Source organism: Brevibacillus sp. HB1.2 (assembly GCF_013332495.1).
GTDB classification, from domain to species: Bacteria; Bacillota; Bacilli; order Brevibacillales; family Brevibacillaceae; genus Brevibacillus; species Brevibacillus porteri.
This window is the reverse complement of sequence record NZ_JABMIU010000001.1, coordinates 1000217-1011953: the sequence shown is the minus strand read 5'-3', so window position 1 is coordinate 1011953 and position 11737 is coordinate 1000217. Positions and strand designations below refer to the sequence as shown.

Annotated in this window: 14 protein-coding genes; 6 read left to right on the top strand and 8 right to left on the bottom strand. The window is 47.2% G+C overall.

From position 1 onward, the window contains the following. Nucleotides 1-23: 23 nt before the first annotated feature. From HPY28_RS04755 to HPY28_RS04745, 3 genes are all read right to left on the bottom strand, one after another. Nucleotides 24-1025 (bottom strand): cation diffusion facilitator family transporter, encoded by a 1002-nt coding sequence (locus tag HPY28_RS04755; protein ID WP_174230153.1) that lies wholly within the window; start codon nt 1023-1025, stop codon nt 24-26. A 29-nt stretch (nt 1026-1054) separates the two neighbouring features. After that, on the bottom strand, nt 1055-2095 hold the full coding sequence (locus HPY28_RS04750; RefSeq protein WP_174230152.1) for a flavin-containing monooxygenase: 1041 nt from the start codon (nt 2093-2095) through the stop codon (nt 1055-1057). A 142-nt stretch (nt 2096-2237) separates the two neighbouring features. After that, a complete protein-coding gene (locus HPY28_RS04745) occupies nt 2238-2627 on the bottom strand; it encodes an ArsR/SmtB family transcription factor (protein WP_047069462.1) in 390 nt (129 codons plus the stop codon). Between the two features lie 255 nt (nt 2628-2882). Here HPY28_RS04745 and HPY28_RS04740 point away from each other — a divergent pair, with 255 nt between their 5' ends. Genes HPY28_RS04740 through HPY28_RS04730 form a run of 3 tightly spaced genes read left to right on the top strand, consistent with a single transcriptional unit; the run spans nt 2883 to nt 5282 of the window. Next, the gene (locus tag HPY28_RS04740; RefSeq protein WP_483297076.1) at nt 2883-3809 is read left to right on the top strand and encodes a permease; all 927 of its coding nucleotides are present in this window, start codon (nt 2883-2885) and stop codon (nt 3807-3809) included. A 10-nt stretch (nt 3810-3819) separates the two neighbouring features. Next, entirely contained in the window at nt 3820-4812 is a 993-nt protein-coding gene (locus tag HPY28_RS04735) for a TIGR03943 family putative permease subunit (RefSeq protein ID WP_174224854.1), read from the top strand. A 17-nt stretch (nt 4813-4829) separates the two neighbouring features. Then, a complete protein-coding gene (locus HPY28_RS04730) occupies nt 4830-5282 on the top strand; it encodes a GNAT family N-acetyltransferase (RefSeq protein ID WP_106836670.1) in 453 nt (150 codons plus the stop codon). 117 nt (nt 5283-5399) lie between these two features. Here HPY28_RS04730 and HPY28_RS04725 read toward each other — a convergent pair whose 3' ends face one another. The 3 genes from HPY28_RS04725 to HPY28_RS04715 form a co-directional block, all read right to left on the bottom strand. Then, nucleotides 5400-5804 carry an SET domain-containing protein gene (locus tag HPY28_RS04725; protein WP_017247802.1) on the bottom strand — a complete coding sequence of 135 codons (405 nt, stop codon included), beginning with the start codon at nt 5802-5804 and terminating at the stop codon, nt 5400-5402. Between the two features lie 81 nt (nt 5805-5885). Then, nucleotides 5886-6533, bottom strand: a complete 648-nt coding sequence (locus HPY28_RS04720; protein WP_007724217.1) for a response regulator — start codon at nt 6531-6533, stop codon at nt 5886-5888. Beyond that, nucleotides 6530-7336, bottom strand: coding sequence for a sensor histidine kinase (locus tag HPY28_RS04715; RefSeq protein ID WP_173624274.1), 807 nt, complete (start codon nt 7334-7336; stop codon nt 6530-6532). Before HPY28_RS04715 ends, HPY28_RS04720 begins: the two co-directional genes overlap by 4 nt. A 107-nt stretch (nt 7337-7443) precedes the next feature. Between HPY28_RS04715 and thiD the strand changes: the two genes are divergently transcribed. Beyond that, a complete protein-coding gene (thiD, locus tag HPY28_RS04710; protein ID WP_174224853.1) occupies nt 7444-8238 on the top strand; it encodes a bifunctional hydroxymethylpyrimidine kinase/phosphomethylpyrimidine kinase in 795 nt (264 codons plus the stop codon). A 66-nt stretch (nt 8239-8304) separates the two neighbouring features. Here thiD and HPY28_RS04705 read toward each other — a convergent pair whose 3' ends face one another. Continuing rightward, a complete protein-coding gene (locus tag HPY28_RS04705; protein ID WP_174230150.1) occupies nt 8305-9636 on the bottom strand; it encodes a DUF4179 domain-containing protein in 1332 nt (443 codons plus the stop codon). A 5-nt stretch (nt 9637-9641) separates the two neighbouring features. Beyond that, nucleotides 9642-10166, bottom strand: coding sequence for a sigma-70 family RNA polymerase sigma factor (locus HPY28_RS04700; RefSeq protein WP_026043006.1), 525 nt, complete (start codon nt 10164-10166; stop codon nt 9642-9644). 126 nt (nt 10167-10292) lie between these two features. On the opposite strand from HPY28_RS04700, the gene HPY28_RS04695 reads away from it, so the two are divergent. Further along, nucleotides 10293-10520: a hypothetical protein gene (locus HPY28_RS04695; protein ID WP_017247807.1), complete on the top strand. Its 228-nt coding sequence runs from the start codon at nt 10293-10295 to the stop codon at nt 10518-10520. A gap of 73 nt (nt 10521-10593) precedes the next feature. Further along, nucleotides 10594-11667, top strand: coding sequence for a spore photoproduct lyase (splB, locus tag HPY28_RS04690; RefSeq protein WP_017247808.1), 1074 nt, complete (start codon nt 10594-10596; stop codon nt 11665-11667). Nucleotides 11668-11737 lie beyond the last annotated feature (70 nt).

The following is an 11737-nucleotide window of genomic DNA, read 5'->3' as shown; positions in this document are numbered from 1 at the left end:
AATGTCGGGAGATGGTTTTTTTGTTAGGAATGGCTATGTTGTTTATGATCATGCGCATGGTCGTGATCATGGTCATGGTTATGATCGTGGGAATCGGCTGTTGCCTGGCAATGTAAGTCACCGTGTGTAGTAGACGAGTTCTCAATCTGGATGGTAGCGTGTGTAATGCCGAATTCTTTTTCCATAAGGGCAAGCGCGTCATTTAACACAGGGTAGCTAGGCAAATCGTCCTCGACAACCAGATGGCAGGTCAGGGAATCAAATCCGGAAGTAACCGTCCAAATATGGAGGTCATGCACTTTGATAACTCCAGGCAGCTGACTGAGTCGCTCTTCTACTTTTGTCGTATCCAGCCGTGAAGGAGCGCCTTCCAGCAAAATATTGACGGATTCTTTCGTTACGCGCCATGCGCTCAGCATGATCAGGACTGCAACGACGATACTGATGATCGGGTCGGCAATGTACCAGTCAAAAGCCCACATCAGGATACCACCAGCGATTGCACCTACAGAACCGAGAAGATCGCCGAGAACATGGAGATAGGCACTGCGTACATTGACGTTGTTCTTGGTGTCGCCACGCATGAGTACAAGGGCTGCCGCAATATTTGCCAAAAGACCTACGCTGGCGATGATGATCATGGAGCCGCTGGCAACCTCAGGCGGATTCCACATGCGTTGGAACCCTTCCCAGAAAATGAACAAGGAAATCAGTACAAGTGTCACACCATTGGTCAGTGCTGCCAGGATTTCAAAGCGTTTCATCCCGAAGGTTCTCTTGGCAGAAGGTGGCCGTGCAGCGAAATGAACCGCGATCAAGCTCAACAGAAGCGCTAATGCATCGCTTAACATATGCCCAGCATCAGAGAGTAACGCCAAACTATTGGTGAGGAAGCCCCCGATGGTTTCTACAACCAAAAATACAGCAATGATGAGGAAAGAAATGAGAAGAGCTCGTTTACTGGCTCCTTTTCCGTGGTGATGGTGATCGTGACCATCTCCATGATCGTGATGATGAAAGCCCATGATTGTGTCCTCCTTATCAAACGAATGATTTATAGATGCTCTGCTAAATAAAGCGCGTCATTCCCGACACCGCCCATAAGCGCTGATCCTCTTGTATGCTGCCAGGGTAGCCCGAGAAAGGATAGACCAGGAACTTTTGTTATCCCTCGTTGATGAATTGGTCGGCCATCGGAATCGAGCACGTTTGGAACGTTTAGCCAATCGTAGTTCGGTCGAAAACCGGTAGCCCACAAAATGTTGTTGAACGTTGCTTTTGTTCCATCTGCAAAAGTAGCGGTATTTCCGTTCATCTGTACAGCTCGTGAAACCAATCGCAATGCTCCGAGTCTGGACAATTCTTGGACCTGCTTTTTGTAACCGAATATCGGATCAGGTGATTGACTCAATTTTTGTCCAAGCCAGGTGGAGCGGGGGACATCAAGTAACCCGAATGCCCTCATGTAATCAAATATAGGTTTTCCAAAAATGAAGAGCGGCAAGTAAGAACGTGATTCTCCTTGAGAAAAAACAACGGGTCGATGAGTGGCAAGCTCTACTGCAATTTGTGCCCCAGAGTTGCCACTGCCCACGACGAGGACAGGACCGTCAATGAGCTGGCTTTCATTTTTGTACTGCGCGGTGTGCCATTGACGAATGCTCGGGTCCAAGCTGTTTGCAATAGCCGGGATATAGGGTGTATGAAAGGGACCCGTAGCAATAACTACCTGGTTCGCGAAGAGCAAGCTGTCTCGTGTCCGAACCTGAAATCTAGATCCCGCATGGCTAAGTTCCAAAACAGTTGTTCCTAGTATGACTGGCAATTCGAAATGTTTTGCGTACATTTCCAGATAGTCTGCTGCATCGTCTTTGTTTGGGAGTGTATGCGGCTTTCCTGGGAAAGCGAGACCAGGTAGATGATTATGTTTGCGTGGCGTGAAAAGCACGAGTGAATCGTACCGCTGCCGCCAACTATCACCGATCCTTTTGTTTTGCTCCAAGATGACAAAACGGCGATTTTTACGTTTAAGTGCATATCCGAGAGCAAGTCCTGCCTGCCCTCCTCCAATTACGATGACGTCATAGTCGTTCATGATTTGGGCCTTCTTTCGGTAAGGATTAACTAAATCATACCATATTCATTATTATATTCAAGTAATTATTTGAATGTTATTTTGAACATCAGCAAAAAAAGGCCGCCACTCATAGTGACGGACCTGCGTGTAGCCAGTGAATTTACGGTTTTGACTGCTTCAATTCGGCAGCATGCTCAATTCCACACATGATTAAATGACGGACATGATCATCATCGAGCGAGTAATAGACGAGCTTGCCGTTTTTGCGGTACCGGGCCAGACCCATATTTTTTAACAAGCGCAGATGGTGAGAGGTATTAGGGATCGAACTATTGATGGTTGCTGCGACATCACAAACGCATAGCTCTCCTTCTAGAGCCAGCGCGTAAATGATTTTTGCTCGCGTATCGTCTGCGAGAGCCTTAAAGAGAGGGGCGACACCTTCCGTCTCCATCATTCTGGGGCGAAGCCTGTTTACTTTTTCTTCATCGATCGTCTGTACTTCACAAACCTCTAAATCAGTGGGAATGCGCTGAATGTCTTCGCTCATTTCATTCACCCCGACCCGTTCCATTTTTCACCATTATAAGACGGATACAGAGGGAAGGGAAGGCTGTACAACCTGTCCATTTTGCAAAAAAAAGTAAAAGGACAAGAAGGAAATATAGATGTCTATATATAAATAGGAATGATACCTATTTGCAAATGGAGAGGAGAGAACTCCCACTTGATTCTGAAGATTCGCCACTTCCTCGTTGAAATAATCGGGGCGCTCCTGCTTGGACTAAGTGTCGTTTGGTTAACGATGGGCAGAGACAGCAGCTTGTTTTCCGGTTGGAGCATAGAGTGGTCCCCATTGTGGCTTGATGTGAAAACCTTTTTCCTTAGTATTTGGCTGGAAGCAATCCCGTTTGTCCTCTTGGGTGTATTCTTTTCTGCCTTTATCCAAACGTTTGTAACGGAAGAGCAGGTGAGGCGCTGGACACCGAAGCATCCGCTCGTGGCCCTGCCGTTTGCCGGGTTACTCGGGTTTTTATTCCCTGTATGTGAATGTGCCATTATCCCTGTGGTTCGTCGCTTGATCCAAAAAGGGATGCCGCTGTCAGTCGGGATTGTTTTCTTATTGGCGGGACCGATTGTGAATCCCGTAGTTTTGTCATCGACCTATGTCGCTTTCGCCCGTCAGCCGGAAATGGCTCTCTACCGGGGCGTTGCGGGATTCGTCGTTGCTCTCATTGTGGGCATGCTTGTCTTCCTGTTTGTCAAAAAAAATCCGATACGGCTCGGCATGGAATCACAAATCAATCATGAAGCCGACCATGTAAAAACGACGGGTGGCAAGCTGTCCTCGACATTTGCCCACGCGGTAGACGAATTTTTTGACATGGGAAAATATTTGTTGTTTGGTGCGTTTATCAGTGCGCTTTTACAGGTGTACATCAGCCGGGATACACTCATGGACATCGGTCAAACGCCGCTCACCTCCAATTTAGTCATGATGGGGATGGCGTATTTGTTTTCGCTTTGTTCAGAGGCAGATGCGTTTATTGCTGCTTCCTTTGCCAATACGTTTTCAAGCAGCTCGTTGCTCGCATTTCTGGTTTTCGGGCCCATGCTCGATTTAAAAACGACGCTGATGCTATTTGGAACGTTTCGATTTGGTTTTGTTGTCAAGCTGGTCGTGGCTATTACGCTTTTAGTCATTTGCATCACCATGCTCATGCCGATGTAAGGAGGAAAATATGGATCAGAACAAATTGAAGCGTCATCATATCATGCGCAGTCTGATATTAGCGGGCATTACAGCGTTGTTGGCCTATTTGATCCTGTCGGAAACGCTCAGTCACTATCTCGCACCGCGATTACACATGTTTAGCTATGTCACGCTCGTCATCATGGGCCTTTTGACAATTGTCAGCATTCGGCAAATTTTTGTAGGGAGTAGTGTGTACGATTGCGATTGTGAGGAGCAGCATAAAGTTCCGCGTACACCTATGGGCTCCCTTTTGGTTTACAGCTTGTTTGTACTCCCAATCGTAATGGGATTTGTCATGCCGGATAAAATTCTTGGCAGTGATGTAGCGGAGAAGCGGGGAATCACACTTCTCAGCAACGATGTACGAAAGCTGGCGGATGTTACGGCAAACGCGAATGCGAATGCGACAGAGAATGTGGAGCAAACAGCAGAGGTAAAAAAGGATGCCGATCCAATCGTAGAACCACAGCCAGAGGATACCAATCAAGGAGCAACACCCCCGGTGCAAGCGACAAGCGACGAACAATTGCGGCAGCGATTCTCAAACGGGGGGTTTGGTGACTTTTACGCGGATATCGCCGTCTTTTTACATAAACAGCCAGTGATTGAACTGAATGACAAAGTGTTCCTGGATGGACTCACCACGATGGAGCTGTATGCAAAAGAATTTGCTGGAAAAGAGCTTGAGACGATGGGCTTTGTATATCGGCAGCCTGATTTTACGAAGCAACAGTTTGTCGTGGCGCGTTTTTCCGTCACCTGCTGTACAGCAGATTCCAGTGTGTATGGTGTTTTGGTGGAAAAGGAGGACGCGAACAAATGGGCAAAGGACAGCTGGGTAAAAGTTCGCGGCAAGCTCGAGCTGCGTCAAGTAGACGGATACGACATGCTCGTTCTCAAAGCCTCTCAGGTTGAAGCCGTCTCTGCACCGAAAGATCCTTATGTGTATTATAGCTTTGAATCAGTACCAGGCAGTTAAAAGTGGGGGAAACCGAAATGATCGTGCGACTAGATTTACAGGATGAACAAACGGTACAAAAACTTTGGAACATGCAGCAAAGAGCCTATCGTATAGAGGCAGAGCTAATTGGTACGGAAGATATTCCACCCCTGAAAGAATCGGTAGAACAACTGAGGATATGTGGAGAAACGTTTTATGGCTACATAGAGGAAGGCGAGATGGCAGGGGCAGTTTCTTTTTTGATCGAGGGAGAAACGTTGGATATTCATCGGATGATTGTAGATCCTGTTCATTTTCGCAAGGGAATCGCGAGTCAATTGCTTGCCTCTGTCCACGAGCATGGTTGCAGCAAGCTAGTCGTCGCGACTGGTTCCATGAATGAACCGGCCGTTCGGTTGTATGAAAGACATGGATTTACCTTGACCGTTCAAAAAGAAGTGAAGCCGGGTCTGCGGCTGTCTTTTTTCGAGAAGACACTTCGTCCATGAAAAGGCGAAAGCCCGCCCCGATAACATGGGAGAGATAGAGTTACACAAAACAACCCGGAGAACGGTCACTTTTTCAAGTGTCTGTTTCCGGGTTTTCATTCTTTTTAAAGCATACGCTTATTTGGTTTCATCTGTTTCTTTCTGTTGGTCTTCATAAAACCAGAGAGGATCATCGCAATCCTCATCACCATTGTAGTTGATTAAGATTTCTTCACCCGCTTGAATGTCTGTATACGCATAAAAATCAAACGTGTGGTTATCGAAGTTAATCTCATACGTGGCATTTGGCGTGTAGGAGTGGTTAAATAGCATGCCATAGCCTAACAAGAAAGCTGTATGATTGGCACCGTACTCAAATGCATAATCCGCGAGCAAGGTTTTCTCGATATGCTCATGCTCTTCGTTCAAATAGGGCAGCACGGGCGCTTCATGAATCAGGTCGCCTTTTCGGATATCTTGCGTTGCAAATACACCTCTATTTAATTCTCCATTGCTTAGTTTGGAGGTCTTGATTTCGATCATGCGGATCACCTGCATTTCTTAGGTCTGTGGAAAACGTATCTTTCTAAGGATGACAGTTGATCGAGCAGAAAGCAATGTTTTTTATTTGATGACCAAATGATGGCGAACCGCATAAGCAGCGAGCTGGACGCGATTAGCCAATTGCAGCTTCTCGAGAATGTTTTTTAAGTGGTTTTTCACCGTGTTTTCTGCGATGATCAGCGCTTCGCTTATTTCCCGATTCGTTTTTCCTGCTCCCACATACATGACAATCTCTCGCTCTCGCGGGGTCAGAACATCTGGTACCATTTCATCCGTCGCCTCTTCTTGACGGAAGCGGTACATGAGCCGGGTTGCCATTTCGCGTGTCAATTCACTGTCCTCGCCGAGCAAGGCATGCAAGTAGTTAATCCAGTCGTCAGGCTCTAAATTTTTCAGCAAGTAACCTTGGGCGCCGAACTGAATGGCCGTGATCAGGTCAGCAACGTCATCGGAGACGCTGAGAATGACGACTTTGATGTGCGGGTATGCTTTCTTGACCTCGCGGGTCGCTTCGAGTCCGCTCCATTTCGGCATGTTGATGTCCATGAGCACAAGGTCAGGTTGTATTTGTCCGCATAAGAGAAAAGCTTCCTCGCCATTTTGCGCTTCTCCGATGACTTCAAAAGAGGGATCGGGATCAAGCAGGCTGCGAATGGCCATACGAGCCATCGGGTGGTCGTCGGCGATCAATACACGGTATGCGTTCATTGTATTTTTCCTCCTGAATGAGAAGATAAGCGGATGATTGTACCGCCTGCCGGTCGTAACTGAATGTCGATGGATGCGTTCAACTGGCGCGCTCGCTCGCGCATCATGGACAAACCGTATTTTTTCGTATCGGGAGAAGGGTTGGAGATCCCAATGCCATCGTCCTCAACGGCGAGAACCCAGCCAGTTGTTTCATTCGTCGTGAGGTGAATCCACGAATGCTTGGACTGAGAGTGCTTGCGAATATTGGCAAAAGCTTCCTGAATGATCCCGAACAGTTGTACTTCTGCGGCGGGAGTAAAAAATCCGTCGTTGACATGCAATTCGCTGACAACGTCGATTCCAGATAAAGCGCTCCATTGCGCCAGCCATTTCTCAAGGCGTTGATCCAGACTGCCTTCTTCTGGCAATGAGCGCAAGTTAAAAATAGCTTGGCGTACATGATTGTCGATGGCAGAAACAGCGACCCGGGCATCGTCCAATTGTCCCTGCTTGAGCTTTACGTTGAGGAAGAACAGAGACTGCGCAATCCCGTCGTGCAATTCGCGGGCAAGGCGTTCCCGTTCTTCATAAACAGCGCGACGAGCTTGTTCCTCGACAATTCGTGCATTCATTTGTTTGAGGGTGTGAAACATCCAAGTGGCGAATAAAAAAGAAAGAAAGAGCGTCAAGAGGGTAATGTATACATTTCCCGCTTCCATAGACATGTAGGGGAGTAAAAAGTCATGACGGATGAATTCGAAGCCCCCGATGATAATGGTTGGAATGAGAAAGGTTAACCAATAAAAGATACGATATGACATGGAAGGTCCCCTTTTCATACAGTTGGCAAACATTCCTTTAGTATACCGAATGGGACGAGCGGATGGTATACTCAGGTGAGAAAAGGTGGAAAGCAGGAGGGAATATCATGAGCACGATTGCGAAAGCATTGACCATAGCGGGTTCAGATAGCGGTGGGGGAGCTGGGATTCAGGCAGACCTGAAAACCTTCCATCAACTCGGTGTGTACGGAATGAGTGCGATCACAGCAATCACGGCACAAAATACATTGGGTGTAGCAGGTGTTTATCCGTTGCCGACAGAGGCGGTTGCACAGCAAATGCATGAGGTGCTGCGTGATCTAGGCGCTGACGCGGCGAAAACGGGCATGCTGTTTAACGCTGATATTATTCGTGCTGTTGCGGAAGAGGTCAAAGCATTTGGCCTGAAAAAGCTGGTGGTAGACCCGGTAATGATTGCCAAGGGAGGGTCAAAGCTACTGCTGGATGAGGCGATCGTTGCATTGAAAAAAGAGTTGTTGCCTCTCGCGGAAGTCGTCACACCTAACTTGCCAGAAGCAGAATGCTTGACTGGCATGAGAATTGAGACGACGGAAGAGATGCGCGAAGGGGCGAAAGCGATACATGCGTTAGGCGCCCGCAATGTCCTAATGAAGGGTGGACATATGCAAGGGGACGTAGTCGTGGACATTTTGTTTGACGGTACAGCATTCCATGAACTGTCCCATGAGCGCATCCATACACGTCATACGCACGGCACAGGTTGTACATTCTCAGCGGCCCTTACAGCAGAGTTAGCAAAAAATACACCGCTCATCACTGCGGTTGAAAAAGCAAATCGCTTTATTTTCGAAGCAATTAAGACAGCTCCGCAATTGGGTGGCGGGCATGGGCCGACCAATCACTGGGCGGTTGTAGATTAATTCGGTGACCCAAAAATGAATGCCCCACAGCGATGCCATACAAGCGGATCACTGATGGGGCATTTTTTATTTGATTTCTACAGAGAAGGTACCTTGAAGTCGTTCAGGATAGCTGGACAAAGGAAAAGAATAGTGAGTAGGCGTGCCTTTGTTTGTTTTTCGTTTGAGTAGCACGGAATAGTTTTGGATGGATGCATCCTCTGTGGAATAGGTGCTTCCTTGCACATAATCATATTCATTTCCGCGGTTGTCCGTCATGTTATACCCAAGAGAGATATGAGAGTGATTATCTTGGGGCGGCACCTTTAAAGAGAAGTCCATGCCCACCACATCATCGACTTGACGCAGCGCCGTTAGTTTTAGGCGATCATCCGGTACTTCTGTGAGTGTACCTGTCTTCGCATCAATCACGATTTGCAATTGATCTTTGTCCAAAGCTCGAATGCCATCTGTTTTCAGGTAGAGCTTTTCTGGTTCCACAAAATAGATGCTCTCTAGATGGTATATCCTTCCGTTTTCTCCGTTATCACGAACAGGAACGCCATTCCCCCAAAAAGCAAACGTTTGCCCTTTTTCATCCTCAAGTCTTAATTTATCAAAATCAAAGACATGCTTTTTATTGGCCGGGTCAAATCGGATACTCACTTCTGTTTGTGTAGGAAAGACTGCAATTTGTTCAATCGTAAACCGCTGTCCGTCAACCGTGACTTCCTTCATCACCGGATACACTTTTTTCTCAAAAGTCTTGTACTTGCTTTTGTCGACCACAAAGTCAATCGATAGGGGAGTAGCTTGTTTGATATGATCGATTTCCAGCGTGACTTTTGCTGTCATTACATCAGGTATTTCGGTAGCTTCGTTGATGACAATATCAATACGGTTTCGGATCACAGGGTCTTCGCTGCCCATGCCGGACCAGGAAACACCGTGCTCCCACTCCTTTCCAGAGTGATCGAACAACTCGATTTTGTGAAGGGCTACTTCTTTATCAGGGAGATCATTCTTCAGTGTATAGAAGAGGAGCATCCGTTTTTCATCTGCTAATACCTGATCAATCGTAAAAGTGACACCCTCAAGTGAACCACTGGCGCCAATATTTTGGACAAGATTGTGTTCTGCTGCCTTTTGCAAGCCTTTATCATCCCGAAGAAACTCAACGATCTTCTCCATCCCTGGAATCGAGCTTACATAAGCGGCAACAGCAGGTGAAAGGCGAACGGAAAAAATAAACACGAAAATGAACAGACAAGCAACCAGACTAGAACCAATGCGAATCCACCGATTGCGGCTCCGATTTTGACGCAGCTCTTTTGCCTGTTCCATCCCATTCCGAATGTATTGATCAATCTCAGCGGGAATCATGAATGGACGCGCATTCTTTTTTTCATTCTCAAGCATACAGCTCACCAGCCTTTCCCGAGATCTTTGCGGAGTGCCCCCAAAGCTTTGTGTAGCCATGTTTTGATCGTGCCTTCCGGATGACCGAGTACCTCTGCAATATCGCGTATCGTCCGATCTTCAAAATATTTCAAAATAATGATGTGACGATAATTTGGATTGAGACGACCGAGAGCCTCTTCGATTTGAATACGCTCGACATTTTGATCATCCATAGGAATACTTGCACGACTTTCGACGTCCTCTTCCATAGGATCCAAGATGATCCGTTTTCGGCGCTTTTGCTCATCCAGACAAATATGAATAAGGATGCGAGTCAGCCATGTACGAAAATACGCAGGCTGTTTCAATCGTGCCAGCTTGAGATAGGAACGGCACGTCGCTTCCTGAATGGCCTCTAATGCATCTGTCTCGTTACGAAGAAAGGCGTAGGCGATTTTATACAGTTGTTCTTTATGAAGGCTGACGAGTTGAAAAAAGGCATCATCATCCCCATCTTTTGCGCATGAAACGAGCTGTTCCAGATTCACTTTTTCCCCTCCTCTAGCATTAGACGGCGCAGGTGCCAAAACGGTTTTCATTAATTGCCAGCCAAGCTGTTTTTTTGAACCAATCGCCTGTCCACTGCTTACTGTAAAAGAAAGAAGTGTGTAAGGATGGGGTGCAGGTGCATGTGGATCAAATGGGTTACGATTCATGAATCGTATGGCCTCCCGCGGATTGCTCAGGAATGTCGGCGTTATTTAGAAATGAAAGGAATTCGAGTCAGGCTTTTGTCCAGACAGACCAAAAAAGCAGGACATGTCTATACACTGCAAGTACCGCTCGCTCAACAGGAGCAAGCAAAGGCGCTGTTACGCGATTTTAAGAACACCCTAAAATAACGGGGCACAGCCATACTTCCCCTTACGTCCAGTCGAATGGCACGGGCATACTAGATGAAGGGGGATGATAGCTATGGGAACGACCCTTTTAGAAAGACCTGAAAAGACGGAGCAGAAAGGCAGCAAGCTGTTTGTTCCGGATTATATTTTCGTCGAGCCAAATGCACTGAACTATCCTCTTGGTCAAGAGCTGTATCGCCGTTTTCAAAAGGAAGGAATCCCGATGCAGATGACGACCAGCCATAATCAGGTCCGTGGCATCCCTGGGGATACAGAAGTAGAGAAATATCGGAATGCGAAGCGGACCTTGGTCATTGGGGTACGCAAAACATTGAAGTTCGAGACCTCCAAGCCTTCCGCAGAATATGCCATTCCTCTGGCTACGGGATGTGCTGCCCACTGTCACTATTGCTATTTGAACACAAATATCGGGACAAAGCCGTATGTTCGGGTGTACGTCAATACAGATGAGATTCTAGCGAAGGCCGAGAAGTACATCCAAGAACGCCCGGGTGAAATCACTCGTTTTGAGGCAGCCTGTACATCCGATCCGGTTAGTATTGAGCATCTTACGGGCAATCTGAAACGAGCGATTGAGTTTATGGGCCAGCAGGAGTTTGGGCGGCTGCGCTTTGTGACCAAGTTTCATCACGTGGATTCCTTGCTGGATGCTAAGCACAACAAGCATACCCGATTTCGCTTCAGCATGAATGCTGACTATGTCATCAAAAATTTCGAACCAGGCACCTCCAGCTTTGATCAGCGACTAGAGGCAGCAGGGAAGGTAGCCAAGGCCGGTTATCCACTCGGCTTTATTTTAGCGCCTTTGTATTGGTTTGACGGATGGGAAGCGGGGTATACCGATTTGCTGGAAAGACTGCGTTCGCAGTTGGTTCCCGAAGCGATGGAGGATTTGACGTTCGAGCTAATCCAGCACCGTTTTACCAAGATCGCTAAAAGCTTGATCCTCCAGCGCTATCCAAAAACGAAGTTGGAGATGAAGGAAGAGGAGCGCAAGTACAAATGGGGGAAATACGGGAAAGGGAAGTATGTCTATCCCGATATTCAAGCAAAGGCGTTGCAGGCCCATTTGGAAAGTGAAATTGCCCGACTGTTTCCGCAAGCTCGCGTTGAATATTTTACGTAAAAACAAGACTGCTCTTGATGAAGAGCAGTTTTTCTTTTAGCAAAAAAGAGTACCAAATGATACCAAACGA